Here is a 24,447-nt window from a genome sequence, read left to right on the forward strand (position 1 = left end):
TGTCCTCTCAGTGGTGCGCGAGTGCGTCCAGGGCGGTTGCCACGTCGACGTCCACGGTGACATCGGCGAGCTCGTCCCCGCGGGTGCGGCCCCGGTTGACGATGACGATCGGCTTGCCGTGCTTGTGCGCGTGCCGCACGAAGCGCAGGCCGGACATGACGGTCAGCGAGGTGCCCAGCACGAGCAGGGCGTCCGCATCGTCGACCGCCGAGAAGGCCCGGGCTACACGGGGCTTGGGCACCGACTCACCGAAGTAGACGATGTCGGGTTTGAGGATGCCGCCGCACCGGCCGCAGTCCACCATGGTGAAGTCGGTGGTGTCTTCGACCACCACATCGGCGTCGGGCGCCACCTCGAGCGCGCCGCGGCCCGCGATGCGCGCGGTGAAGCCCGCGTTCAGCGGCTCCAGGATCGTGTGCAAACGATGCCGGCTGATCCGGTGATCACAGCTCAGGCAGCGCACCTGGGCGTAGTTGCCGTGCAGATCGATCACGCCGCGCGAGCCGGCCTTCAGGTGCAGCAGGTCCACGTTCTGCGTGATCACACCGGTCACGCCGGGCAGCGCGGCGAGCCCGCGGTGCGCGGCGTTCGGAACTGCCGAATCCATGTGCCGCCATCCGAGGTGGTTGCGCGCCCAGTACCGGCTGCGGAACTCGGGCGAGCCGAGGAATTGTTGCAGGGTCATCGGGGTGCGGCGCGGCGCCCCCGGGCTGCGGTAGTCCGGGATTCCGGAGGCCGTGGAGACGCCGGCGCCGGTGAGGGCGACGATCCGGCGGCCGTGGAGCAGCCGTGCCGCCGAGTGGAGCCGGTCGGCGTAGTCGTCGTCGGGCACAGTCGGCTCCGCGGGTTCCCAGGCGGGTATCGCGGTGCGCACGAGTCGATTCTACGCCGTTGCAGCCGCAGGGCGGACGGAGTCGTCGCGGTCGCGGTGGCGTCGCCGATGCCCGGAATGTCTGTGACGTGGGCGGGCGTATCGCGAGAGGCTTCGAGAGCCGAAGTACCTTGTGAGGATGTCCACGGAAACGACATCGGTGCCGTCGATCGCCGCCCGCCTCGATCGGCTGCCGATGACCAGGCTGCACTTCGCCGCGGTCGGCGTGATCGGACTCGGCCTGTTCTTCGACCAGTACGAGAACTTCCTGGCCGCGACCATCGCGACGGTGCTGCGTCGCGACTTCGCGCTGGGGCCGGAGCAGCTGAAGATCCTGCTGGCCTCGGCGTTCATCGGCCAGTTCCTCGGCGCACTGTTCATGGGCCGGCTCGCCGACCGGGTGGGACGCCGCCGCGCCTTCATGATCAACCTGGCCATCTATTCGGCGATGTCGCTGGCGGGCGCGTTCAGCCCGAACGTCTCGTTCCTGGTGGTCACCCGGTTCATCGCGGGCATCGGCATCGGCGGCGAGTTCGCGCTCGCCGACTCCTACCTGTCGGACCTCCTCCCGAAGAACGTCCGAGGGAAGTACATCTCGCTCGCGTACACGGTGTCCTTCCTCGGTGTTCCCGTGGTGGGCTTCGCGGCGCGCTGGCTGACCCCGCACACCTTCCACCTGGGATCGGTCGATGTGGCGGGGTGGCGACTGCTGTTCGTGTTCGGCGCGCTCGGATCCTTCCTGGTGTGGCTCGTCCGCCGGGGGCTGCCCGAATCGCCGCGTTGGCTGGAGGCGCAGGGACGCTACGACGAGGCCGACGCCATCGTCCGGCGCTTGGAGGAGCAGGCGGTCAAGGAGGGGAAGGTGCTGGCACAGCCCGATCCGCACCTCAGGCCGGTGACCGCGCAGTCGATATCGATCGTCGACCTCTTCCGCCCTCCCTATCGGCGGCGCACGGTGATGCTGTGGATCGTCTCGGCGCTCGAGGTCTTCGGGTACTACGGCTTCGGCACCATCGCGCCGCTGGTGCTGGTGGCGAAGGGGTATTCGATCCAGACCTCGCTGTTGTTCGTCGCGTTGTCGTACATCGGGTACCCGCTGGGGGCGGCGCTGGCGATGCCGATCGTCGAACGAGTGGAGCGCCGGTACCTGGTGATCGGGTCGGCGGGGCTCATGGCCGCGTTCGGGCTGTGGTTCGGCTTCGCATCGAGTCCGGCGCAGATCGTGATCGCCGGCTTCCTGTACACGCTGGCATCGAACCTGTTCTCGAACGCCTATCACGTGTACCTGGCCGATTCCTACCCCACGGCGATCCGGGGCACGGCGGCCGGGGCGGCGTACTCACTCACCAAGCTCGTGACGGCGTTCCTTCCGTTCATTCTGCTTCCGGTGCTGGACGAGCATGGCAGCGTGTGGGTGTTCGCGGTGGTGGCCGCTGCGATGTTCGGGCTGATGGTGACCGTGGCTGCGCTGGGGCACCGGAGTACCGGCCGCTCGGCCGACGCGATCTAGCGGGTGAACAGACGCAGGAGGCGGTGCACATGACAGATACCGAAGGCGAGGCGAGAGAGCCGGTTTCGTCACGGGCGGAGACCCGGCGAGCGGTGTGGAACACGCTTCGCGGCTCCAGCGGCAACTTGGTTGAATGGTATGACGTTTATGTCTACACCGTGTTCGCGACCTATTTCGAGAGCCAGTTCTTCGATAAGGCCGATAAGAACTCCACGCTGTACGTGTACGCGATCTTCGCGGTCACGTTCATCATGCGGCCCGTCGGGTCGTGGTTCTTCGGTCGCTTCGCGGACCGGCGGGGGCGCCGCGCCGCGCTCACGATGAGCGTCTCCCTGATGGCTGCCTGTTCGTTCATCATCGCCGTGGTCCCGGGGCGGGAGACGATCGGCGTGGCCGCCGCGGTGATCCTGGTGCTGTGCCGCCTCGTGCAGGGATTCGCCACGGGCGGTGAGTACGGCACCTCGGCCACGTACATGTCCGAGGCCGCCACCAGGGAGCGGCGCGGCTTCTTCTCGTCCTTCCAGTACGTGACGCTGGTGGGCGGCCACGTGCTGGCGCAGTTCACCCTCCTCATCCTGCTGGCGCTGTTCACCAAGGACCAGGTCTCCGACTTCGGTTGGCGCATCGCCTTCTTCATCGGTGGCATCGCGGCGATCGTGGTCTTCTGGTTGCGCCGCACGATGGACGAGTCGCTGTCGGAGGAGCAGCTCGCGGCGGTGCGCGAGGGGGAGGACACCTCGTCGGGCACCATGCGTGAGCTGTTCGGCGGATACTGGCGTCAGCTCGTGCTGTGCTTCCTCATCACGATGGGCGGCACGCTGGCCTTCTACGTGTACAGCGTGAACGCTCCGGCGATCATCAAGAGCGCGTACACCGATCACGCCTTCACGGCCACCTGGGTCAACCTCATCGGGTTGATCTTCCTCATGGTGATCCAGCCGATCGGCGGCATGATCAGCGACAAGATCGGCCGCAAGCCGATGCTGATCTTCTTCGGCGTGGGCGGTGTCACCTACACCTACTTCCTCATCACCTACCTGCCCACGCTGCACGTGGCGATCGCCTCGCTCACCATGGTGTGCGTGAGCTACGTGATCCTCACCGGGTACACCTCGATCAACGCCCTGGTGAAGGCGGAGCTGTTCCCGTCGCACGTCCGCGCCCTGGGGGTGGGCCTGGGCTACGCGCTGGCCAACTCGATCTTCGGCGGCACCGCGCCGCTGATCTACGAGGCGGCGAAGAAGTCGGGACACGTGCCCTGGTTCATCGCCTACGTCACCATCACCATCGCGATCTCGCTGGCGGTGTACATCTTCTGCCTGCGCAACAAGTCCGAGACCTTCCTCGACCGCGAGCGGGGCAGCGCCTTCGTCCCCGATCCGGTGAAGTAGCCGGGCGGGTCGACGGTTCGTATCCTGATGGTCGTGCTCACCGCCGGGGACGTGCTCGCCGACTACCTGTTGCTGCGGCCGATCGGGGTGGGCGGGTCGGCCGATGTCTTTCTCGCGGAGAACGCGGGCCGAGCGGTGGCGCTCAAGATCGCCCGCGCGCACGACGGTTCGGCCGCGGCGCGGATGGATCGCGAGGCGGCGATCGGGGCGGAGTTCAGCGATCCCCATGTGGTGCCGGTCATCGCGCGGGGGCGGTCGCACGTCCGGCGCGACGGTGCCGAGCTGTCCGTGCCGCGGGACTGGCTGGCGCTGCGGTACGTGGACGGCCCGCCCGCCACCGCCCTGGTACCGCGCGACGGGGCGGAGCCGGATCTCCCCGCGGTCGTCGGCCTGCTGGCGGACGTCGCGAGTGCGCTCGACGCCGCCCATGGACAGGGCATCGTGCACCGCGACGTGAAGCCGGGGAACATCCTGGTGGAGACCGGTGAGGACGGGGCGAGCGGGTTCCTCACCGACTTCGGCACCGCCGTCGACGAGGCGGGGACGGCGCGGGTCGAGGGCACCGTCGACCTGTCGATCGGCTATGCGGCGCCCGAGTCGCTGCGGGGCGGCCCGGCGATCCCCGCCACCGATGAGTACGGCTTCGCGGCCACCGCCTTCGAACTGCTCACCGGCGTACCGCCGTATCCGCGCGCCACCCGACTAGCGACGACTTTCGCGCATCTGCACGCGGCGCCACCCGCTCCGGACGGGGTGCGTCCGTGGCTGCCGCGGTCGCTCACCGCGGTGTTCGCGAAGGCTCTCGCCAAGCGACCGGAGGACCGGTATCAGACGTGCGGCGAGCTGGCGGGGATCCTGGCGCGCACCCTGCGCGACGTCGAGCCGCCACCGCGCGGGCGTCGTCATCGTCGTTAGTGCGCCTGTAACACGCGGGTCCCCTCGCCGTCATACGGAGTTTCTAGTTTCGTCGCAGTCGACCACACTGCGGCGAAAGGGAGTCCCGGACCGTGACTCAGACCGACTACGACAATTCCGCCCTCGCCCACGAGGAGGAGGGCTACCACAAGAGCCTCACACCGAGGCAGATCCAGATGATCGCCATCGGTGGCGCCATCGGTACCGGCCTGTTCATGGGCGCCGGCGGCAGGCTCCGCGACGCGGGACCAGGCCTGTTCCTCGTCTACGCCGCGTGCGGCATCGTGGTCTTCTTCATCCTGCGCGCGCTCGGCGAGCTCGTGCTGCACCGGCCGTCGTCGGGGTCCTTCGTCTCGTACGCTCGCGAGTTCTTCGGGGAGAAGACTGCTTTCGTCACCGGCTGGTTGTACTTCTTCAACTGGGCGGCGACCGCGATCGTCGATGTCACGGCGATCGCGCTGTACGTGCACTACTGGGGCGCTTTCAAGTCCGTACCGCAGTGGCTCATCGCGCTCATCGCACTGGGCGTGGTGATGGCGATGAACGTGATCTCGGTGAAGCTGTTCGGTGAGCTGGAGTTCTGGGCGGCGATCATCAAGGTCGTCGCCCTCGTCGGCTTCCTCGTGGTCGGGGTGGTGTTCCTCGCGAGCCGCACCGAGGTGGACGGCCGCGCCACCGGATTGTCGGTGATCACCGACAACGGTGGCCTGTTCCCGCAGGGCACGCTGTCGCTGGTGCTCGTGGTCTCCGGCGTGGTCTTCGCCTACGCCGCAGTCGAACTCGTGGGCATCGCCGCCGGCGAGACCGCCGAACCGGCGAAGGTGATGCCGCGCGCGATCAACTCGGTGATCATCCGCATCGCGGTGTTCTACGTGGGGTCACTGATCCTGCTGGCCCTGCTCGTGCCCTACACCGAATTCGCCAAGGGGACGAGCCCGTTCGTCACCTTCTTCTCCAAGATCGGTGTTCCGTACGCGGGCGATGTGATGAACATCGTGGTGCTCACCGCGGCCCTGTCGAGCCTCAACGCGGGGCTGTACTCGACGGGCCGGATCCTGCGGTCGATGGCGCTCAACGGCAGCGGGCCGGCGTTCACCGGCCGGATGAACCGCAACGGCGTGCCTTTCGGGGGCATCGCCCTGACCGGGGCGCTCACCCTGCTCGGGGTGGTGCTGAACTTGTTCGTGCCGGAGGAGGCCTTCAACATCGCGCTCGATCTGTCGGCGCTCGGCATCATCGCCACCTGGGCGATGATCCTGCTCTGCCAGATCCAGCTGCACCGCTGGGCCGATCGCGGCATCGTCACCCGGCCCGCCTTCCGGCAGCCGCTCTCGCCGTGGACGAGCTACGCATCGCTGCTCTTCCTGGCGGTCGTGGTCGTCATCATGTGCTACGAGAACTACTGGAATCTCATCGCGATCGTGGCCCTCGTGCCGATGCTGATCGGTGGTTGGTACGCCGTGCGCGGACGGGTCATGGCGATCGCCGCGGAACGCGAGGGCTTCACCGGCAACTACCCGGTGGTCCCGGAACCGCCGATCCCCGCCGACCACTCCAAGAAGGAGGAGTGATCGACGGCGATCGGTTGGAGTCCTGTGCTATTCGGGCACGGCGACCAGGGGGTACACGCCGTTCTCGTCGTGCACCTCGGTGCCCACCACGGGCGGGTTGAAGACGCACAGCATCCGCATGCGGGTGCGGGTGGTCACGGTGTGCCGCTCGTTGCCGTCGAGCAGGTACATGGTGCCGGGAGCGAGCGGGTACTCCACGCCGGTCTCCCGGTCGAGCAGGGTGCCCTCGCCCTCCACCAGCCATACGGCCTCGACGTGGTTGGCGTAGTGGAACTCGTTGACGGTCCCCGGCTCGATGGTGGTCTCGTGGAACGAGAAGCCCACCTTGTCGCCGCCCAGCACGATCCGCTTGCTGCGCCAGTTGCCGGCCGCCACATCGCGATCGGTGCCGGTGATCTCGTCGGTGGTGCGCACGATCATCGCGACAGCACCTCCGCCACGGCCGCCTCCAGCAGGTCGAGGCCCTGCTCCAGCTCACCGTCGGTGATGGTGAGCGGCGGCAGCAGCTTGACCACCTCGTCGCGCGGGCCCGAGGACTCGGCGAGCAGGCCCAGACGGTACGCAGCGGCACAGGCCTCGCCCGCCTTCTCCGGCGTGGTGAAGGACAGGCCCTGCACCAGACCACGGCCGCGGGTGGACAACTCGCCGGGGTAGGCCTCGACCAGCGCCTGGAAGCGCCGCTCGATGAGCGCGCCCTTGCGGAGCGTCTCCTTCTCGAGGGTGTCGTCCGACCAGTAGGCGTCGATCGCGGCCTTGGCGGTCACGAACGCGGGGTTGTTACCGCGGAAGGTGCCGTTGTGCTCGCCGGGGAGCCACACGTCCAGCTCCGGCTTGAGCAGGGTGAGCGCCATCGGCAGGCCGTAACCGCCGATCGACTTCGAGAGGGTCACGATATCGGGGGTGATCCCGGCCTCCTCGAACGAGAAGAACGGTCCGGTGCGGCCGCAGCCCATCTGCACGTCATCGACGATGAGCAGGATGTCGTGGCGCTTGAGCAGATCGGCGAGCGCGCGGAGCCACTCCGCGCGAGCGACGTTGACGCCGCCCTCGCCCTGCACGGTCTCGACGATCGCCGCGGCGGGCAGATTCAAGCCACTGCCCGAATCCTCCAGCAGTCGCTCGAACCAGGAGAAGTCCGGGACAGTGCCGTCGAAGTAGTTGTCGAAGGGCATCGGCGTCGAATGCACCAGGGGCACACCGGCACCGGCCCGCTTCATCGAGTTGCCGGTCACGGACAGGGCGCCGAGGGTCATGCCGTGGAAGGCGTTGGTGAAGTTGACCACCGACTCGCGGCCGGTCACCTTACGGGCCAGCTTCAGTGCGGCCTCCACGGTGTTCGCGCCGGTCGGGCCGGGGAACTGCACCTTGTAGTCGAGCCCGCGCGGCGCCAGGATCTTGTCCTGGAAGGTCTGCAGGAACTCGCCCTTGGCCACCGTCGACATGTCGAGACCGTGCGTGATGCGGCCGCTGGTGATGTAGTCGACCAGAGCGTCGCGCAGGATCGGGTTGTTGTGCCCGTAGTTCAGCGCACCGGCGCCGGCGAAGAAGTCGAGGTAGCGGTTGCCCTCCGTGTCCTGCAGCCACGCGCCCTCGGCCTTGTCGAAAACAGCCGGCCACGAGCGCGAGTAGCTACGGACCTCGGACTCGCGCTTGTCGAAGATGTCGGCGTCGAAGCCCTGCCCGATGCTCACCTCGCGCTGTGCGGGGAAGTCCTCGGTACGGATGGTTCCATCGGTCAGAGTGGACATGTGATCCTCCTAGTGACCAGGAGTCAGCGGGTATCGGCAGTCGTCGGACGGAGACCGTCAGACGGGGTCGATGGTGTACAGCTGCTCCGGCTCGTGGGGGTCGGATTCGTTGGGGGAGATGTGGTGCGAGGCGAACAGGTCGCGCACCGTCAGAGTGGAACGACGTCGCTTGGCCACGGAGCCGAACAGCTCCTGGGACGCCGTGTTGGACGCGGTGATCGTGGTCTCCAGGCGAGTCACGCCCGCCACCGCAAGACTGTCCAACAGGTCGATGAGCATTCGGGACGCGATGCCGTGGCCGCGGTGGGCCGCATCCACGGCCACCTGCCAGACGAAGAGCGTGTCCGGGCGTTCGGGACGACGGTATCCGGAGACGAATCCGGCGACCGCGCCGTCGTGCTCGGCCACGATCGAGGTGTCCGCGAAATCGCGGCACCACAGTGTGTACGCGTACGTCGAATTGAGGTCGAGAACTGCCGTGTCTCGGGCGATTTCCCACAGCCGCACTCCATCGTCGAGCGATGGGTGCCGGGTGCTGACCCCCGCGTTCGCGGTGGCTGTGGAGTTGCTCTTGTGAGACGGGCTCATCGATTTCGACGCTAACAACCGGCCGCCGCGAAATCACCTCGCGCTCGAAACTGCCCTTCGAAACCCTGACGTATCCCCAGAGAGACGGGGTGTTGTGACATGGATCACATCGGTGTGGTTCAGGGCAGGATCCGAGCGAGTGCCCCGGATTCCAGGGCAGCCCAGATCGCACCGTCGGCACCGACCGCGATGCCGTGCGGTTCCGCACCGGGAACCACCAGGTCGAAGCGGCTGAGGGTACCCGCCGGATCGATCGACGAGACGGCGTTTCCCGCCCACTCGGTGAACCACACGGTGCCATCGGCAGCTGCACAGATCGCATGCGGGCGCACGCTCGGGTCCGGGAGGTCGATGTGCGAGACGGCGCCGTCGGGCGTGATCCGTCCGATCCGTCCCGCGCCGATCTCGACGAACCGCAGTGACCCATCGGGCGCGGAGCAGATTCCCACGGGAGCACTTCCCGGTTCGAGCGGGTGGACTCGCAGCTCGCCCCGCGCATCGATGCGGCCGATCGCGTTCGCCCCGTTCAGGGTGAACCAGAGCGCCCCGTCGGGCCCCGCGGTGATCGCCGACGGGAACGATCCCCGGTGGGGAATCTCGAACTCGGTGATCTCGCCGGAAACGGTGATCCGGCCGATCCGATCGGTGGCGGTCTGGGTGAACCACAGCGCTCCGTCCGGGCCCGGTGCGATACCGAACGGACCACTGCCCGCGGCGAGGTCATGGTGGGTGACCTCACCGGACACGGTGATTCGGCCGAGGCGATGCGCGCGGTACTCGGTGAACCACAGGGCGTCGTCGGGGCCCACGGTGATCACGGTGGGGCCGGTACCCTCACCCACGGCGAACCGGGTCGTGGACTGCGTCCGCGGGTCGAACCTGCCGATCTCCCCGCTCTCGACCAGCGTGAACCACACCGCGCCATCGGGTCCGGTGGTGAGGGCGTACGGCCCTCCCGTGCCCACCTCGTGGATCGTCACGCTCATCGGGCGAGGCCCTGCTCGGCGAGGAAGGCGTCCACATCGGCCTTCGAGGGGGCTGCCGCCGCCCCGGGGGCCGTGGCGGTGAGCGCCCCCGCGGCGTTGGCGCGCAGGATGCGTTCCGCGGGAGGGCGATTCCAGTTCGCCGCGAGCGCACCCGCGAAGGCATCGCCCGCGCCGGTGGTGTCGACGACGCGCACCTCGAAGCCGGGTGACTCGACGGTGCCCTCCGGCGATGTGGCGCGCGCGCCGGCGCCACCGAGTGTGGTGATCACCTGCGGCACGGTCGCGATCGCCTCCGCCAGCGCCGCCGCCTCGTCGCGGTTGACGATCACCGCGTCGAGGAGTTCGACCAACTCGTCGGGGATCGGTTGCACGGGAGAGGGGTTGAGCAGGACCGTCGTGCCGCTCGCGCGGGCGGTCCGAGCCGCCTCCGTGACCACCGGAAGCGGGATCTCCAGTTGCAGCAGCAGGACATCGGCCGCGGTGATCGCCGCGCGGGCGGCATCGTCGAGCTCGACCTCGGCGTTCGCCGCGGGCACCACGATGATGTGGTTCTCGCCGGTCCCGTCCACCGTGACGTTCGCGAACCCGGTGCTGCCCGGGACTCGTCGCACGGGGGAGACGTCGACGCCCGCCGCGGTCAGCGAGCCGAGCACGGTCTCGGCGGCATCGTCGTCACCGACCGCGCCCACGAACACCGTCCGAGCGCCCGCGCGGGCCGCCGACCGCGCCTGATTCGCGCCCTTGCCGCCCTGCCCGAACGAGACCGACACCCCGGTGATGGTCTCGCCCGGCTGCGGAAACCGATCGCACACCGTGACCACGTCCAGATTGATACTGCCGACCACCACCACCGACGTCATGCCCGCACCCTACGGCCCGCCGCGGCCTAGCCTCGAAGGATGACCACGATTCGGCCCTTCCTCATGTTCCAGGGCGGCAAGGCCGCCGCTGCCGTCGAGCTGTACACCGCGACCTTCGGCGGCGAGGTGATCTCCTCGACGCCGCACCCCGATCCGGCGCACGGCATCCAGCTCGCCGAGCTGGATCTGAAGGGGCAGCGCGTGCTGGTCAGCGACAGTTCGGTGCCGCACGCCTTCGATTTCACGCCCTCCACCTCGCTGTTCGTGGACTGCGACGATCGCGCCGAACTCGAACGGCTCACCGCGGCGCTCGGTGCCGACGGCGCCACCCTGATGCCGCTGGACTCCTACGGTTTCTCGACCGCGTTCGCGTGGGTGGCCGATCGATTCGGGGTGTCCTGGCAGTTGAACCTGGCCTGATCTGGCGTCAGCCTGAGCGCAACGGTGGGCGGCGGAAGCCGCGCGGCCTAGCGTCGGCCATCATGACCCGTCAGATCCGTTTCAACGCCTTCGACATGAACTGCGTCGCGCACCAGTCCCCGGGGCTGTGGCGGCACCCGAAGGATCAGTCGCATCGCTACAAGGAACTCGGCTACTGGACGGACCTGGCGAAGCTGTTGGAGCGGGGCACCTTCGACGGCATCTTCATCGCCGACGTGCTGGGGATCTACGACTCCTACAAGGGCAACGGCGACGCCGCGATCAGGCACGCCGCCCAGGTGCCCGTGTCGGACCCGATCCTGCTCGCCTCGGCTATCGCGGGCGCCACGGAGCACCTCGGTATCGGCATCACCGCCGGCACGGGCTTCGAGCACCCCTTCCCGTTCGCCCGCAGGCTGACCACCCTCGATCACCTGACCAACGGCCGGATCGGGTGGAACGTGGTGACCGGCTACCTGCCCTCCGCGGCACAGAACATGGGGCAGTTGGATCAGCTCCAGCACGACGAGCGCTACGACCACGCCGACGAGTACCTCGAGGTGCTGTACAAGCTGTGGGAGGGCTCGTGGGAGGACGACGCGGTGATCCGCGACCGCGAGAGCGGCGTCTTCACCGACCCGTCGAAAGTGCATCCGATCAACCACCACGGCAAGTACTTCGACGTCCCCGGTATCCACGTGGGTGAGCCCTCGCCGCAGCGCTCCCCGGTCATCTACCAGGCGGGAGCGTCGCCGCGCGGGCTGAAGTTCGCGACCGGGAACGCCGAGGCGATCTTCGTCGCGGCGCCCACCAAGGAGATTCTGAAGAAGCTCGTCCGCACGATCCGCGAGGGCCTCGTCGCCAACGGCCGAGACCCGTACTCGGCCAAGGTCTACACCCTGCTGACCATCGTCACCGACGAGACGGAGGCGAAGGCGCAGGCGAAACTCGAGGAGTACCACCGGTACGCCAGCATCGAGGGCTCGCTGGTCTTCATGTCCGGGTGGATGGGCGTGGACCTGGGCGCCTACGACCCGAGCGACCCCGTGGGCGATGTGCAGTCCAACGCCATCATCTCGGCGGTCTCCAACTTCCAGCAGGCCGACCCGTCGGGCAAGGAGTGGACGGTCGAGGACATCGGCAAGTGGGGCCGCATCGGCGGCATGGGGCCGGTGCTGGTCGGCTCCGCTGAGCGGGTGGCCGATGAGCTGCAGGAATGGGTCGAGGAGACCGACGTGGACGGATTCAACCTGGCCTACGCCATCACCCCCGGCACGTTCGAGGACATCGTCGAATTCATCGTCCCCGAGCTGCGCCGCCGGGGCGTGTACCCCAGCGAGTACGTGCCCGGCACCCTGCGGCACAAGCTCTTCGGGCAGGGTGACCGGCTCGCGGCCGATCACCCCGCCCAGCGCTTCCGTTACGCCGGTGCCAACTCCTTGGTGTAGAGCGCCGCGCCCTTGGCGTCGCGCAGGTTCACGGTGAGCGCGCGGGAACCGGCATCGATCGTCACCTCGCCGTAGTGCTGGAATCCCTCGGCGGGGGAGACGTTCGCCTTGTCCGGTGCGTGCACGAACTCGTACTGGGCGCCGAAGGTGCCGTCCAGCGGGCTCTTCGGGAAGGCGCCGGCGTTGAGCGGACCGGAGACGAACTCCCAGAACGGCGAGAAGTCCTGGAATCCCGCGCGATCGGGGTGGTACGAGATCGCGGCGGTGTAGTGCACATCGGCCGTCAGGTAGACGATGTTCCGGACATCCTTGGTCTGGGACAGGATGCGGGAGAAGGCGATCTCACGGCCCAGCGGGGCGCCGTTCTCGCCCTGGGCCACGGCTTCCATCGACTTCGGGCCGCCGTCCTTGGGATCGGTGGCGGCGTCGGGGACCACGATGCTCAGCGGCAGATCGTTGGCCACCACCTTCCACACCGCGGTCGACGAGGTCAGTCCGTCGATCAGCCACTGCGTCTGCTTCGCGCCCAGGATGCCGGCGTCGTTGGACTGCGCCCAGGCATTCGGGTTGGGGTCTTTGTAGCTGCGCATATCGAGGACGAAGACGTCCAGGAGCGGGCCGTACGAGATCTTGCGGTAGAGCCTGCCGTCGGCGGCCTCGGTGGGCTGGACGGGCTGCCATTCCCGCCACGCCTGGTACGCCGCATCGGCGAGCTTGTTCACGTCGGTCTCCGTGTAGCCCTTGCGGTTCTGTCCGGCGAGGCTCTCGCCCGGGTACCAGTTGTTGACCACCTCGTGGTCGTCCCACTGGATCAGCTGCGGCACGGTCGCCGCGAACCGGCGGTAGTGGTCATCGGTGAGGTTGTAGGCGTAGTTCCCCCGGAAATCGTTCAGGGTCTGCGCCACCCGGCTCTTCGCATCGGAGGTCACGTTCCGGTAGATGCCGCCGTCGTTCTGCTTCTGCGTCTCGGGGACGGGGTTGTCCGCGTAGATGGCGTCGCCGGAGTGCAGGAAGAAGTCGGGGCGGCCATCGGCGATGGCCCCCATGATCGCCATTCCGCCGTCCCGGTTGATGCCCCAGCCCTGGCCCACCACGTCTCCCGACCAGGCGAACTTGATGTTCTGCGCCGCGGACGGCGCCGTGCGGAAGGTGCCGCTGAGCTGCTCGGAGCGCGCGCCGTTCTCGCCCTCCAGGGTGACCCGATAGTGCACCGTCTGGCCGGATTCCAGACCCGTGATGCGGAACCGGCCCGCACCGTCGCTCGACGGATCGAGTTGCGGTCCCTCGAAGCGGCGCGCATTGGAGAAGGACTCCGACGACGCGGTCTCCACGATCATCCGCGCGGGTGCATCGGACCGCGCCCAGATCAGCGCGCCGTCGGTGCGCGGATCGCCCGAGGCGATGCCGTGCGTGAGGTTCGGCCGGCCCGTGACCAGCCCGGACGACGACGCGCCGGCTCCCGTCGAGGACGATCCGCCGCACGCGGCCAGGAGTGATCCCGCGGGGATCAGGAGCGCGCCGGCGGCACCGGCTTTGAGGACGGATCGCCGGGAGGAGGCGGATCGAAGCGGGCTGGACTGAGAATCGCTGAGGGGCATGCGAGGAGGATGGCGCAGCCGAGTTCCCGGCCGGCGAACACCGGGTTACCAGCGCGGATGGGAGAGGGTGTCCACCAGGTGAACGGCGAAGGCGAGAACCGAACATCAACTCTGTTAACGTCGAATGCGCGGTAATCACACGTCCGGTGGGCCCGCTCGTCTAGCCACAGGCAGCCCGGTCCGCACGGTGACCAACGCCAGGGGCTGATGAGCATGCCTGATAACTCAACAACGTCCGGGAGTTCGCCGCTGTCGACAGTGGGGCTCCAGGAGACCGAGCAGGAACGGAAGAAGACACTGCACAAGGCCATCGCGGCATCAGCGATGGGCAACTTCACCGAATGGTTCGACTACGGCGTCTACGCCGCCACCACCGCGTATCTGACTCAAGCGTTCTTCCCCGGAACCCTCGGCACACTCGGCACACTGCTCGGGTTCGCCGTCTCGTTCGCGCTGCGTCCCCTGGGCGGGTTCGTCTGGGGCCCGCTCGGTGATCGACTCGGCCGGAAAGTGGTGCTGGCCACCACGATTCTGCTGATGGCAACCTCCACCGCACTGATCGGCGTGCTCCCGACGTACGCCCAGGTGGGTGTTCTGGCACCGATCCTGCTGATCGGCCTGCGCGTGGTCCAGGGCTTCTCGACCGGCGGCGAGTACGGTGGCGCCGCCACCTTCATGGCGGAGTACTCGCCCGACGACAAACGCGGAAAGTACGGGAGTTTCCTCGAATTCGGCACCATGTGCGGCTTCGCGGGCGGCACCGCTTTCGTGCTGATGATGCAGCAGTTCCTGACCAGCGAGGAGATGTACTCCTGGGGCTGGCGGATCCCGTTCTTCGTGGCGATTCCACTGGGCTTCGTGGGGTGGTACCTGCGTAACCAGCTCGACGACACCCCGGTGTTCGAGGAGATGGCGGACGAGCAGGAGGCGCAGGGTTCGGCGTGGGATCGCTTCACCTCGCTACTGCGGGACTACAAGCGCCCCATCATGATCATGTTCGGCATGGTGGTCGCGCTCAACGTGGCCAATTACACGCTGCTGGCCTACATGCCCACGTACCTGCAGAACACGATCGGCCTCACCGAATCGGATACCTCGGTGCTCATGCTGATCGGCCAACTGGCCATGGCGCTGTGCATCCCGTTCTTCGGCGCACTGTCCGACCGCACCGGCCGCAAACCGATGTGGTGGATCTCGTTGATCGGCCTGCTCGTCATGGCCGTACCCATGTTCTGGCTCATGGGCCAGGGGTTCTGGTGGGCGGTACTCGGATTCGTGGTGCTGGGTCTGCTGTACATCCCGCAGCTGTCGACCATCACCGCGACCTTCCCGGCCATGTTCCCGACGCAGGTGCGGTACGCGGGCTTCGCGATCTCCTACAACGTGGCCACGGCGATGTTCGGCGGCACGGCGCCGTTGGTGAACGACGCCGTGGTGGAGGGAACCGGGTGGAACCTCTTCCCGGCGGTCTACATGATGGGCGCCTGCGTGATCGGCCTCATCGCACTGCCCTTCCTGCAGGAGACCAAGGGCTGCTCGATCCGTGGCACCGAGGTACCCGGTCCGGACACCAACGCCACGCGACTCGCGCAGATCGAGGAGGCGAAGGCCGCGGCCTGATCGCTGCTGCGACACTGGTCCCATGACCAGGATCATCGCGGGGGCGGCCCGCGGGCGCCGGCTCGCGGTGCCGCCCCGCGGCACCCGCCCCACCTCGGACCGGGTGCGCGAGGCCGTCTTCAGCGCGCTCGTCGCACGCCTGGACTTCGACGACCTCGCCGTCCTCGACCTCTACGCCGGATCCGGCGCGCTCGGGCTGGAGGCGCTGTCCCGTGGCGCGGCGCGCACCGTCCTCGTCGATCACGACGCCAAGGCCGCTGCGATCGCCAAGGACAACGCCCGCACCGTCGGCCTCCCGGGGGCGACGGTGCGCCGGGGGAGCACGGGCAGCTACCTCGGCGGCACGCCCGAGCCCTTCGACCTCGTCTTCCTCGACCCGCCCTACGACGTGCCGGCCGCCACCGTCGACGCCGACCTGGCCGCCCTCACGCACGGATGGCTCAATCCCGACGCCTACGTGGTGCTGGAGCGGTCGGCGCGCACACCGTCGGCGACCTGGCCCGACGGACTCGAACCCGTCATGAACCGCGACTACGGGGAGACCCGCATCGAGATGGCCGTCTGGCAGGATCTACCGGCATGAGTAAGGCGTGCTGCCCCGGATCGTTCGACCCGATGACCAACGGCCACCTGGATATCTTCCGCCGCGCTGCGAAGCTCTTCGACGAGCTGGTGATCACCGTGGTGGTCAACCCCAACAAGCAGGGGATGTTCTCGATCGACGAGCGGATCGCGCTGATCGAGGAGAACATCGCCGACCTGCCGGGCGTCACCGTCGAACGGTGGGAGGGCCTGCTCGTCGATTACGCCCGCGATCGGGGGATGGCCTGCATCGTGAAGGGGCTGCGCAACTCCACCGACTTCGATTACGAGCTACCGATGGCGGGCATGAACATGCACCTCACCGACGTCGAGACCGCCTTCCTCACCACCGCACCCCAGTACTCGTACGTGTCGAGTTCCCTGGTCAAGGAGGTGCGCAAATTGGGCGGTGATGTCTCGGCGCTGATCCCGGCCAACGTGCAGGCCGCGCTGGACGCCAAGCTCGGCGGCTGAACCACCGACACGCGCCCGGGCGGATCCGACGAATCAGCGGCACCACGCGTCACAATGGTGTAGCGGTCGCCACGAGGTGACCGTGGGCGAAGGGGTAAGGCCGTGTACCGAGTTTTCGAAGCGCTGGACGAGCTGGGAGCGATCCTCGAGGAGGCGCGCAGCGTCCCCATGACCGCGGGCTGCCTCGTACCGCGCGGCGACGTCCTCGAACTCCTCGACGACATCCGCGACGCCTTCCCGGCCGACCTCGACGACGCACAGGACGTGCTCGATCAGAAGGATCGCCTGGTCAGCGAGGCGCGTACCCACTACGACACCACCGTCAACCAGGCGAACTCCGAGGCCGACGCCACGCTGAGCCGTTCGCGCGCCGAGGCCGATCGCATCCTCTCCGACGCCAAGGCGCAGGCGGACCGCATGGTCGCCGAGGCGCACCAGCACGCCACCGGCCTGGTCGCTGAGGCCCGCGCCGAGGACGAGCGCATCCGCCGCGGCGCCCAGCGCGAGTACGAGGCCGTCACCGGCCGCGCCCGCGCCGAGGCCGACCGTCTCACCGCCGACGGCAACGCCACCTACCAGCGCTCGGTTGCCGAGGGCATCGCCGAGCAGGAGCGCCTCGTCTCGGCCACCGAGGTGGTCGCGGCCGCCAAGGCCGAATCGGATCGCATCATCGACGCCGCCCACGCCGAGTCCGACCGGCTGCGTGGCGAGTGCGACGTGTACGTGGACACCAAGCTCGCGCAGTTCGAAGAGGTGCTCGGCGCCACCGTCCGCTCGGTGAACCGCGGCCGTCAGCAGCTGCGCACCGCGGCCGGTGTGCACGACTACAGCGACCACGGCGCCACCGACGGCTACCTGGAGGAATTCGCCGATTCCCGCGCCGAGGCGCGGTAGCTGGCGCACCACACCGCATCGGACGTACACTCGGGTGTTTGACTCGAATCGTCGACCTACACCGAGGTAGTTGTGAACGAAATCCAGACGGCCGTACGTCAGCCGGCCGGTAAGCCGTACGTCCTCGATGTCCGCAGCTTCGGCCGCCGGCCCGGTACATCGGCGCAGGTGCACCGCACCGTGGCCGCCCCCGGTCGGATCGGCGTCGACCTCATCGGCATCGACACCGGCGAGGAGATCGACATGGATCTCCAGGTGCAGGCGGTCTCCGAGGGCGTGCTGGTGACCGGCACCGTGAGCGCCGACACCACCGGACAGTGCGCGCGGTGCCTCGCCGACGTCTCCGGCGCGGTCAACCTGTTCCTCACCGAGCTGTTCGCGTACCCGGACAGTGAGACCGACAAGACCACCGACGACGATGAGATGTTCCGCATCGACGACGACATGATCGATCTCGAGCAGGCCATCATCGACGGCGTCGCGCTGGAACTGCCGCTCTCCCCGCTGTGCGCCGAGGACTGCCCGGGCCTGTGCCAGGGCTGCGGTGAGCGTCTCGCCGAGCTCGAGCCCGGCCACGCCCACGAGCAGATCGACCCGCGGTGGGCCAAGCTCGCGAAGTTCGGCCCCGGCGCCGCCGAGGGCGAGGCCGACCGCACGTGAGCAAGCGTCTGCCCGCGCCGCCCGCGTCGGATCGCACCCCGCTGCTGGAGGCACTGGGCGTCGGGCTGGACGACGAGCTGCTCACCCTGGCCCTGACCCATCGCTCGTACGCCTATGAGGCCGGCGGGCTCCCCACCAACGAGCGCCTCGAGTTCCTCGGCGACAGCGTGCTGGGTATCTCCGTCACCGAGTGGCTGTACACCACGCATCCGGACAAGCCCGAGGGTGAACTCGCCAAGATCCGCGCCAGCGTCGTCAACATGCACGCGCTGGCCCGGGTGGCCCGCAAGCTGGGGGAGGGCGGCCTCGGCGCGCACCTGTACCTCGGCCGCGGCGAGGAGCTCACCGGCGGCCGCGACAAGGACTCGATCCTCGCCGACGGCATGGAGGCTCTGCTCGGCGCCATCCACATCGAGCACGGCATCGACACCGCCCGTGACGTGGTGCTGCGCCTGTTCGAGCCGATGCTGAACACCTCGTCCACCATGGGCGCCGGGCTCGACTGGAAGACCTCCCTGCAGGAGCTCACCGCCGAGCGCGACCTCGGGGTGCCCGCCTACCGGATCACCTCCACGGGCCCGGACCACGACAAGGAGTTCACCGCCGTGGTCGTGGTGGACGAGCGCGACCTCGGCGAGGGCGTGGGCCGCACCAAGAAGGAGGCCGAGCAGAGGGCCGCCGCCGCGGCCTGGAAGGCGCTGGACGCCGACGATTCCGTCACCGCCGGATCCGAGGAATCGGCCGCACCCGAGCCGGCCTGATGCCCGAACTGCCCGAGGTCGAGGTGGTGCGCCGCGGTCTGGCGGATCACCTGGTGGGTCGCACGGTGACCTCGGTCGAGGTGCTGCACCCGCGCGCCGCGCGCCGCCACGTGGCGGGCGACGCCGACCTGATCGGTCAGATCACCGGCAGCACGGTCTCGTCGGCCGAGCGCCGGGGCAAGTTCCTCTGGCTCCCGCTCGAGCGCGGCGGCCGGCCCGCCGACACCGCGGTCGTGGTGCACCTCGGCATGAGCGGTCAGATGCTGGTGGGCGAGGGGCTGGACACGCACCTGCGCATCCGGGCCGGGCTCGACGACGGTGCCGTGCTCCGGTTCGTCGACCAGCGCACCTTCGGCGGCTGGGCGGTGGACCCGCTCGTCGAGGTGGATGGCACCCTCGTCCCGGAATCGGTGGCGCACATCGCCCGGGATCCGTTGGACGAGCGATTCGACCGGGCCGCAGTGATCAGCCGGATGAAGGCCAAGGACACGGAGATCAAGCGCGTCCTGCTGGACCAGACGGTGATCTCCGGCGTGGGCAACATCTACGCCGACGAGGCACTGTGGCTCGCCGGCGTTCACGGGCGGCGCCACGCTTCCGCGCTCACCAAGCCCGCGCTGGGCCGGCTCATCGACGATGCCACCGGCGTGATGCGTAGGGCACTGGACCAGGGCGGCACCAGCTTCGATGCGCTGTACGTGAACGTCAACGGGCAATCCGGCTACTTCGAGCGATCCCTCAACGCCTACGCGCGCGACGGTGAGCCATGCCGCCGCTGCGGAACCATCATGCGGCGTGAGCAATTCATGAACCGGGGATCGCACTTCTGTCCCACCTGCCAGACCGTGCCGCGCCGCTGACCGCTACCGCCGGCGATCACGACGGCGACGACGACCGGGCGGGCGCGGTGAGCAGGTGCTGCACGAGATAGACGACGACGCCCAGGATCGCGAGCAGGCCGATCGCGGGAACGAGGGCGACGGTGCCGCCGCTCGGCTGCGCGGTCGCGCACAGGAAGATGCCCGCGAACATGAGCTGCGTCAGGGCGCCGATGGCGAGGAAGAACCGGGACATGGTCGCGTCGAACTCCGGGCGGTGCTGCGGTGTCAACCAGTACCCGCGACGCGGGGTGTTGATCGCCGAATCGGGCAGCTTCGGTGCGAACGCCGCGAGTCCGCCGAACAGGATCGCGAGCCCGCCCGCCAGCAGGCCGAGGGTGGTCAGCGCCTCGCTTTTCGGGGCCCACGACGTGGCATCGCCGCGGAAGGAGAAGTGGGTCGGAAACGGATCGGGACCGGACACCGCCGCCCACGTCAGCGCGGCGCCGCAGAGAAGGACGGAACCGAGGAAGATCCACCATCGTGTCCGCATGCAAGGACCGTACCGCTGGCCGTCGAACCCGGGGAAGGCCGACGGTGCGGGTAGATTGGTCGCATGGCCGACGATCCGACCGCCCCGACCCCTGCGACCGAACTGTGGGTGGAGCGCACCGGCGTGCGCCGCTACGTCGGCCGCAGTTCCCGCGGTGCCGAGGTGCTCGTCGGCTCCGCCGATGTCGAGGGCGTGTTCACGCCCGGTGAGCTGCTGAAGATCGCCCTCGCCGCCTGCACCGGGATGGCCTCCGACCGTCCGTTGGCGCGCCGCCTCGGCGACGGGTACGACGCCACCGTCCGCGTCTCCGGCGACGCGGACCGCGAGAACGAGACCTACCCCGAGCTGAACGAGGTCCTGGAACTCGACCTCTCCGAGCTCGACGAGGAGGCGCGTGAGCGGCTCCTCCTGGTGGCGCGGCGGTCCATCGACCAGGTGTGCACCGTGGGGCGCACGATCAAGGCGGGCGCCGTCGTCAATCTCGACATCACCACGGAGTGATGTCCGTGGTCGATGAGCAGGCGCGCATGACGGCCTGGGTGCACGGTGGAGTCCAAGGAGTGGGATTCCGCTACTGGACCAAGACGCAGGCCCTGGAACTCGGCCTGCTCGGATACGCTGCCAATCAGCCGGACGGGAGGGTCCGGGTGGTGGTCGAAGGGGATCGATCCGCATGCGACACTCTGCTCGAGCGGCTGTGGTCGGGTGATGGTCCCGGTCGCGTCGACCTGGTGGTGGAGTTGTTCGGGCCCGCGCGCGGTGGGCTCCCGTACTTCGAGGAGAGGTGAGCGATGCAGCCGCCCGTCCCTGAGAACAGGCCGGTGGGAGACATCCCCGGGCCGGAGTCGAACTATCTGCCTCCGGTGCCCGGCATGCCGCCGACCGTGTCCCTGCCGGACACCGTCGACGAGCCCCGGCGCCCCGGCCGGATGCGCCAGCAGGACGAGACCACACGCGCCCGCCCGGAGACCGTGGCCGAGGCCCGCGCCCGTACCCGGGCGCAGCGCCAGCGCGTCCAGGAGCAGGAGCAGCAGGCCCGTGAGGCAGCCGAGGCGCTCGCGAAGAAGGCACGCCGCCGCAAGCAGATGATCGGCGCGGGCGTCGGCGTCGGCGTCGTCGGCACCATCGCGCTGCTGTACGCCGCCATCCCCGACGACAACGGCGGCTCCGTGCCGGCCCGCACCGAGACGGCCTACTGCACCGTCGACGGCCAGGTCGTCTCCGACAACTACTGCTCGTCCGGAACGTACAACCCCGTCACGGGTTTCATTCTGCTCAACGGCATGAGTTACCGGTACAACTACGGCGGCGCCGTCGCGAACGGCCGCGTCGTCGGCGGTTCCTACGACCGGCCCGCGAACACCAACTTCCGCACGCAGTCCGGTGCGGCCGTGGATCCGGGCAAGGCCACCTCGTTCAACAACAGCGGTCAGTCGAACGCGGGGAGCAAGCCCCCACCGCCGGCGGCGAACTCGGGCGGCTCGAACAAGGGCGGCACCAACGCGGGCAACAGCAACAACGGAGGCAAGAACATCGATCGCGGTGGCCTCGGAACGTCCAACAAGGGCGGCTCCAGCGGTGGTTCCAAGTCCGGCGGGTCCTGACGTGCGGCGAATGCGGGGAACGCCCCGCCCGAACTGGCGCCAGACGATCCAGTCGCAGGGTCTGGTGTTCGGCACGCCCGCGCGCGACGGCTCGGGCGGTAGCCGCGAGTACTGGGACGAGTCGGTCTTCTACGAGTTCGACATGGACGAGGTCCTCTCCCTGGAAGCCCAGGTGGGAGTACTGCATTCGATGTGCCTGCAGGCCGTGGAGAACGTGATCCTCACCGAGCGGTACGCCGACTTCGGCATTCCCGAGTGGGCCTGGGGACCGATCGAGGAGTCGTGGAAGCGGCAGGATCCCCACGTCTACGGCCGGTTCGACCTGCGCTACGACGGACGCCGTCCCGCGAAACTCCTCGAATACAACGCCGATACGCCCACCTCGCTGCTGGAAGCGGCTGTGGTGCAGTGGTACTGGTTCCAGGAGACCGCGCCGGATGTTCGTCCGTGGGACGAAGGCGGCTACGACCAGTGGAACTCGCTGCACGAGTCCCTCGTCGAGCGCTGGGCCGAGGTCAAGAAGGTCATCCCGCCGTCGGAGCTGCACTTCTCCTGGTCGAGTGCCGATGAATCCGGCGAGGATCACGTGACCACCGGCTACCTGCAGGAGACCGCCGCCGAGGCGGGCTTCGACACCGTGGGGCTGCCCATTGAAGACATCGGCTGGGATCACGACCTCAAGACCTTCGTCGATCTCGAGGACGCCCCGATCAACGCCGTCTTCAAGCTCTACCCGTGGGAGTGGGTGCTGGAGGACGACTTCGGCAAGCGCGTGGCCGAATCGCTCCCGGCCACCACGTGGATCGAACCGCTGTGGAAGACGATCCTGTCGAACAAGGCGATCCTCGCGGTGCTCTGGGAGATGTTCCCCGATCACCCGAATCTGCTGCCCGCCTACATCGACAACCCGGGCTTCCTCACCGAGTACGTGAAGAAGCCGAAGCTGGGACGTGAGGGAGCGAACCTCACCATCGTGGACGCCGGACGCGAGACCGCCACCGGCGGTGTGTACGGCGCCGAGGGCTACGTGTACCAGCTGTTCGACCCGCTGCCCGAGTTCGACGGATACCATCCCGTGATCGGCGCCTGGATCGTGGGCGACGAGCCCGCCGGCATCGGCATCCGTGAGACCTCCGGCCTCATCACCGACGACGGTGCCGCCTTCGTACCGCACCGCATCACTCCGAAAGGGACCCCCGCCTCGTGAACGTGACACTCCTCGCCGATGTGCAGCTGAACACGATCGGCCGCGGTATCGGCGCGATCTGCCTGTACGCGCTCGTGGGCCTCGTCCTCATGGTCGTCGGCTTCTACGCGGTCGACCTGTCGACCCCGGGCAAGCTGCGTGAGCTGGTGAAGGCGGGCAAGCCCAATGCCACCTACATCACCGCCGCGGGCATGCTCTCGATGGCCTTCATCATCGTGGTGGCGATCTACGCCGCGGGCGGTCGCCTCGTGGAGGGCGTGACCTACGCGCTCGTCTACGGCCTGGTGGGCATCATCGCGCAGATCGTGTGCGTGCGGGTGTTGGACCTGGTGACCGGTGTGGACCTGGACGAGCTCATGCACGCGGACGTCTTCCTGCCGCAGGCCCGCGTGATCGCCGCCTGCCACGTGGCCCTCGGCCTGATCGTGGCGATGGCAGTCTTCTAGCCGGCCCCCGATGTCGAGCTTGGACGAGGCGCGGCGCCGGTTCCGCGACGACCTGATCGCGCACGACTGGCTCGTCCCCACCGGGATGGACGGCCTCTACGGCCGAAGTGAGCAGTTCGAAGCCGTGGTCGCGAAGATCGATGCGCGGGTGTCGACCGAAGCCGCTGCGGCCTTCGCCACCCGGCCCCGCACCCTGCGGTTTCCTCCGGTCTTCCCCAGCGAGACGCTCGACCGGACCGATTACGTCGCCTCGTTCCCCGATCTCGCGGGCAGCGTCCACTCCTTCGACGGCGGCGATCCCGAGCACCGGGCCCTCCTGGCGGACCGGGAGGAGGGCTTGGGGTGGGAGCGGCACCTGAGCCCGTCCGGGGTCGCTCTGGTCTCGGCAGCGTGTCAGCCGGCCTATCCGACGCTCACGGGGACGCTGCCGTCCGAGGGCGCCCTGTTGGACGTCTACGGGTACTGCTTCCGCCGCGAGCCCGCGATCGACCCCCTCCGCATGCAGGCCTTCCGCGCGCACGACTACGTGCGGGTCGGCGATGCCGCGCAGGCCGTGGAGCACGCCGACGAGTGGATCCGCCGCGCCACCGCGGTGCTGAGCGATCTCGGACTGGATGTGCGGCCCGAAACGGCGAACGATCCGTTCTTCGGTCGGGCCGGAAGGATGCTCAAGGCCAACCAACTCGACCAGGCGTTGAAGACGGAACTGGTGATACCGCTGTACGGGCCGGACAACCCCGCGACCGCCGTCGCCTCCTGCAACAACCACCAGGATCACTTCGGACAGAGGTTCGACATCCTCCAGTCCGACGGCGCGCCGGCGCACAGCTCGTGCGTGGGCTTCGGGATCGAACGGATCGTCCTGGCGATGGTGCGCACGCACGGTGTGACCCCGTCGTGGGTGTGATCACCGGTCCGACGT

27 protein-coding genes are annotated in these 24,447 nt (G+C 68.5%); 19 read left to right on the plus strand and 8 right to left on the minus strand.

Annotated features, from left to right (window positions below; all coding sequences use genetic code 11):
• Nucleotides 1-7 precede the first annotated feature (7 nt).
• The gene (locus tag ABD108_RS12565; protein ID WP_343930465.1) at nt 8-874 is read right to left on the minus strand and encodes a Sir2 family NAD-dependent protein deacetylase; all 867 of its coding nucleotides are present in this window, start codon (nt 872-874) and stop codon (nt 8-10) included.
• Nucleotides 875-1,010: 136 nt separating this feature from the next.
• Here ABD108_RS12565 and ABD108_RS12570 point away from each other — a divergent pair, with 136 nt between their 5' ends.
• From ABD108_RS12570 to ABD108_RS12585, 4 genes are all read left to right on the plus strand, one after another.
• Nucleotides 1,011-2,381, plus strand: coding sequence for an MFS transporter (locus tag ABD108_RS12570; protein WP_343930466.1), 1,371 nt, complete (start codon nt 1,011-1,013; stop codon nt 2,379-2,381).
• A gap of 29 nt (nt 2,382-2,410) precedes the next feature.
• On the plus strand, nt 2,411-3,772 hold the full coding sequence (locus ABD108_RS12575; RefSeq protein ID WP_220659378.1) for an MFS transporter: 1,362 nt from the start codon (nt 2,411-2,413) through the stop codon (nt 3,770-3,772).
• Between the two features lie 33 nt (nt 3,773-3,805).
• Complete coding sequence (locus ABD108_RS12580; RefSeq protein ID WP_343930467.1) at nt 3,806-4,687, plus strand: serine/threonine-protein kinase; 882 nt, start codon at nt 3,806-3,808, stop codon at nt 4,685-4,687.
• A 92-nt stretch (nt 4,688-4,779) separates the two neighbouring features.
• The gene (locus ABD108_RS12585; RefSeq protein WP_343930468.1) at nt 4,780-6,258 is read left to right on the plus strand and encodes an amino acid permease; all 1,479 of its coding nucleotides are present in this window, start codon (nt 4,780-4,782) and stop codon (nt 6,256-6,258) included.
• Nucleotides 6,259-6,285: 27 nt separating this feature from the next.
• Here ABD108_RS12585 and ABD108_RS12590 read toward each other — a convergent pair whose 3' ends face one another.
• The 5 genes from ABD108_RS12590 to ABD108_RS12610 form a co-directional block, all read right to left on the minus strand.
• Nucleotides 6,286-6,678: an ectoine synthase gene (locus ABD108_RS12590; RefSeq protein WP_220659375.1), complete on the minus strand. Its 393-nt coding sequence runs from the start codon at nt 6,676-6,678 to the stop codon at nt 6,286-6,288.
• Nucleotides 6,675-8,006, minus strand: coding sequence for a diaminobutyrate--2-oxoglutarate transaminase (ectB, locus tag ABD108_RS12595; protein ID WP_255585850.1), 1,332 nt, complete (start codon nt 8,004-8,006; stop codon nt 6,675-6,677). Before ectB ends, ABD108_RS12590 begins: the two co-directional genes overlap by 4 nt.
• Before the next feature lie 57 nt (nt 8,007-8,063).
• Nucleotides 8,064-8,594, minus strand: a complete 531-nt coding sequence (ectA, locus tag ABD108_RS12600) for a diaminobutyrate acetyltransferase (RefSeq protein ID WP_220659374.1) — start codon at nt 8,592-8,594, stop codon at nt 8,064-8,066.
• 119 nt (nt 8,595-8,713) lie between these two features.
• Nucleotides 8,714-9,580 carry a Vgb family protein gene (locus ABD108_RS12605; RefSeq protein WP_343930469.1) on the minus strand — a complete coding sequence of 289 codons (867 nt, stop codon included), beginning with the start codon at nt 9,578-9,580 and terminating at the stop codon, nt 8,714-8,716.
• On the minus strand, nt 9,577-10,440 hold the full coding sequence (locus ABD108_RS12610) for a ribokinase (protein ID WP_343930470.1): 864 nt from the start codon (nt 10,438-10,440) through the stop codon (nt 9,577-9,579). The genes ABD108_RS12605 and ABD108_RS12610 overlap by 4 nt, the downstream gene beginning before the upstream one ends.
• Nucleotides 10,441-10,479: 39 nt before the next feature.
• Between ABD108_RS12610 and ABD108_RS12615 the strand changes: the two genes are divergently transcribed.
• Complete coding sequence (locus tag ABD108_RS12615; protein WP_305111583.1) at nt 10,480-10,860, plus strand: VOC family protein; 381 nt, start codon at nt 10,480-10,482, stop codon at nt 10,858-10,860.
• A gap of 62 nt (nt 10,861-10,922) precedes the next feature.
• Nucleotides 10,923-12,308, plus strand: a complete 1,386-nt coding sequence (locus ABD108_RS12620) for an LLM class flavin-dependent oxidoreductase (protein WP_220659370.1) — start codon at nt 10,923-10,925, stop codon at nt 12,306-12,308.
• Here the strand turns inward: ABD108_RS12620 and ABD108_RS12625 are convergent.
• On the minus strand, nt 12,281-13,906 hold the full coding sequence (locus ABD108_RS12625) for an alkaline phosphatase D family protein (protein ID WP_220659369.1): 1,626 nt from the start codon (nt 13,904-13,906) through the stop codon (nt 12,281-12,283). The genes ABD108_RS12620 and ABD108_RS12625 overlap by 28 nt on opposite strands.
• 207 nt (nt 13,907-14,113) lie before the next feature.
• Here ABD108_RS12625 and ABD108_RS12630 point away from each other — a divergent pair, with 207 nt between their 5' ends.
• The 7 genes from ABD108_RS12630 to mutM all read left to right on the plus strand — a co-directional run bounded on the left by ABD108_RS12630 (nt 14,114) and on the right by mutM (nt 19,757).
• Nucleotides 14,114-15,526: an MFS transporter gene (locus tag ABD108_RS12630; protein ID WP_255585849.1), complete on the plus strand. Its 1,413-nt coding sequence runs from the start codon at nt 14,114-14,116 to the stop codon at nt 15,524-15,526.
• Between the two features lie 22 nt (nt 15,527-15,548).
• Entirely contained in the window at nt 15,549-16,109 is a 561-nt protein-coding gene (gene rsmD / locus ABD108_RS12635) for a 16S rRNA (guanine(966)-N(2))-methyltransferase RsmD (protein WP_220659368.1), read from the plus strand.
• Nucleotides 16,106-16,582 (plus strand): pantetheine-phosphate adenylyltransferase, encoded by a 477-nt coding sequence (gene coaD / locus ABD108_RS12640; RefSeq protein ID WP_220659367.1) that lies wholly within the window; start codon nt 16,106-16,108, stop codon nt 16,580-16,582. The genes rsmD and coaD overlap by 4 nt, the downstream gene beginning before the upstream one ends.
• A 102-nt stretch (nt 16,583-16,684) precedes the next feature.
• Entirely contained in the window at nt 16,685-17,476 is a 792-nt protein-coding gene (locus ABD108_RS12645; RefSeq protein ID WP_220659366.1) for a DivIVA domain-containing protein, read from the plus strand.
• Between the two features lie 72 nt (nt 17,477-17,548).
• Nucleotides 17,549-18,136, plus strand: a complete 588-nt coding sequence (locus ABD108_RS12650; RefSeq protein WP_220659365.1) for a YceD family protein — start codon at nt 17,549-17,551, stop codon at nt 18,134-18,136.
• Nucleotides 18,133-18,897: a ribonuclease III gene (rnc, locus tag ABD108_RS12655; RefSeq protein WP_220659364.1), complete on the plus strand. Its 765-nt coding sequence runs from the start codon at nt 18,133-18,135 to the stop codon at nt 18,895-18,897. The genes ABD108_RS12650 and rnc overlap by 4 nt, the downstream gene beginning before the upstream one ends.
• Complete coding sequence (mutM, locus tag ABD108_RS12660; protein ID WP_220659363.1) at nt 18,897-19,757, plus strand: bifunctional DNA-formamidopyrimidine glycosylase/DNA-(apurinic or apyrimidinic site) lyase; 861 nt, start codon at nt 18,897-18,899, stop codon at nt 19,755-19,757. The genes rnc and mutM overlap by 1 nt, the downstream gene beginning before the upstream one ends.
• A 16-nt stretch (nt 19,758-19,773) precedes the next feature.
• Here mutM and ABD108_RS12665 read toward each other — a convergent pair whose 3' ends face one another.
• Nucleotides 19,774-20,268 carry a hypothetical protein gene (locus ABD108_RS12665; RefSeq protein WP_220659362.1) on the minus strand — a complete coding sequence of 165 codons (495 nt, stop codon included), beginning with the start codon at nt 20,266-20,268 and terminating at the stop codon, nt 19,774-19,776.
• A gap of 63 nt (nt 20,269-20,331) precedes the next feature.
• Between ABD108_RS12665 and ABD108_RS12670 the strand changes: the two genes are divergently transcribed.
• The 6 genes from ABD108_RS12670 to ABD108_RS12695 are packed head-to-tail and all read left to right on the plus strand — an operon-like array spanning nt 20,332 to nt 24,432.
• Nucleotides 20,332-20,769 carry an OsmC family protein gene (locus ABD108_RS12670; RefSeq protein WP_220659361.1) on the plus strand — a complete coding sequence of 146 codons (438 nt, stop codon included), beginning with the start codon at nt 20,332-20,334 and terminating at the stop codon, nt 20,767-20,769.
• Nucleotides 20,769-21,056 carry an acylphosphatase gene (locus ABD108_RS12675; protein WP_255585848.1) on the plus strand — a complete coding sequence of 96 codons (288 nt, stop codon included), beginning with the start codon at nt 20,769-20,771 and terminating at the stop codon, nt 21,054-21,056. The genes ABD108_RS12670 and ABD108_RS12675 overlap by 1 nt, the downstream gene beginning before the upstream one ends.
• 33 nt (nt 21,057-21,089) lie before the next feature.
• Nucleotides 21,090-21,872, plus strand: a complete 783-nt coding sequence (locus tag ABD108_RS12680) for a hypothetical protein (protein ID WP_220659360.1) — start codon at nt 21,090-21,092, stop codon at nt 21,870-21,872.
• 1 nt (nt 21,873) lies between these two features.
• On the plus strand, nt 21,874-23,079 hold the full coding sequence (locus ABD108_RS12685; protein WP_220659359.1) for a glutathionylspermidine synthase family protein: 1,206 nt from the start codon (nt 21,874-21,876) through the stop codon (nt 23,077-23,079).
• On the plus strand, nt 23,076-23,525 hold the full coding sequence (locus tag ABD108_RS12690) for a DUF350 domain-containing protein (protein WP_305111591.1): 450 nt from the start codon (nt 23,076-23,078) through the stop codon (nt 23,523-23,525). Before ABD108_RS12685 ends, ABD108_RS12690 begins: the two co-directional genes overlap by 4 nt.
• A gap of 10 nt (nt 23,526-23,535) precedes the next feature.
• Nucleotides 23,536-24,432, plus strand: coding sequence for an amino acid--[acyl-carrier-protein] ligase (locus ABD108_RS12695; RefSeq protein WP_220659357.1), 897 nt, complete (start codon nt 23,536-23,538; stop codon nt 24,430-24,432).
• The last annotated feature ends 15 nt before the right edge of the window (nt 24,433-24,447 follow it).

It is taken from the genome of Tsukamurella strandjordii (assembly GCF_039525985.1).
Taxonomy (GTDB): Bacteria; Actinomycetota; Actinomycetes; order Mycobacteriales; family Mycobacteriaceae; genus Tsukamurella; species Tsukamurella strandjordii.

Excerpts from the sequence above, each read along its gene's own strand:
- ABD108_RS12675 (WP_255585848.1), top strand. The coding sequence starts at position 20,769 with ATGTCCGTGGTCGATGAGCAGGCGCGCATGACGGCCTGGGTGCACGGT.
- ABD108_RS12610 (WP_343930470.1), bottom strand. The coding sequence starts at position 10,440 with ATGACGTCGGTGGTGGTGGTCGGCAGTATCAATCTGGACGTGGTCACG.
- coaD (WP_220659367.1), top strand. The coding sequence starts at position 16,106 with ATGAGTAAGGCGTGCTGCCCCGGATCGTTCGACCCGATGACCAACGGC.
- ABD108_RS12570 (WP_343930466.1), top strand. The coding sequence starts at position 1,011 with ATGTCCACGGAAACGACATCGGTGCCGTCGATCGCCGCCCGCCTCGAT.
- ABD108_RS12625 (WP_220659369.1), bottom strand. The coding sequence starts at position 13,906 with ATGCCCCTCAGCGATTCTCAGTCCAGCCCGCTTCGATCCGCCTCCTCC.
- ABD108_RS12665 (WP_220659362.1), bottom strand. The coding sequence starts at position 20,268 with ATGCGGACACGATGGTGGATCTTCCTCGGTTCCGTCCTTCTCTGCGGC.
- ABD108_RS12630 (WP_255585849.1), top strand. The coding sequence starts at position 14,114 with ATGAGCATGCCTGATAACTCAACAACGTCCGGGAGTTCGCCGCTGTCG.
- ectA (WP_220659374.1), bottom strand. The coding sequence starts at position 8,594 with ATGAGCCCGTCTCACAAGAGCAACTCCACAGCCACCGCGAACGCGGGG.
- ectB (WP_255585850.1), bottom strand. The coding sequence starts at position 8,006 with ATGTCCACTCTGACCGATGGAACCATCCGTACCGAGGACTTCCCCGCA.
- ABD108_RS12670 (WP_220659361.1), top strand. The coding sequence starts at position 20,332 with ATGGCCGACGATCCGACCGCCCCGACCCCTGCGACCGAACTGTGGGTG.
- ABD108_RS12575 (WP_220659378.1), top strand. The coding sequence starts at position 2,411 with ATGACAGATACCGAAGGCGAGGCGAGAGAGCCGGTTTCGTCACGGGCG.
- ABD108_RS12615 (WP_305111583.1), top strand. The coding sequence starts at position 10,480 with ATGACCACGATTCGGCCCTTCCTCATGTTCCAGGGCGGCAAGGCCGCC.
- ABD108_RS12620 (WP_220659370.1), top strand. The coding sequence starts at position 10,923 with ATGACCCGTCAGATCCGTTTCAACGCCTTCGACATGAACTGCGTCGCG.
- ABD108_RS12605 (WP_343930469.1), bottom strand. The coding sequence starts at position 9,580 with ATGAGCGTGACGATCCACGAGGTGGGCACGGGAGGGCCGTACGCCCTC.
- ABD108_RS12695 (WP_220659357.1), top strand. The coding sequence starts at position 23,536 with ATGTCGAGCTTGGACGAGGCGCGGCGCCGGTTCCGCGACGACCTGATC.
- mutM (WP_220659363.1), top strand. The coding sequence starts at position 18,897 with ATGCCCGAACTGCCCGAGGTCGAGGTGGTGCGCCGCGGTCTGGCGGAT.
- rsmD (WP_220659368.1), top strand. The coding sequence starts at position 15,549 with ATGACCAGGATCATCGCGGGGGCGGCCCGCGGGCGCCGGCTCGCGGTG.
- ABD108_RS12590 (WP_220659375.1), bottom strand. The coding sequence starts at position 6,678 with ATGATCGTGCGCACCACCGACGAGATCACCGGCACCGATCGCGATGTG.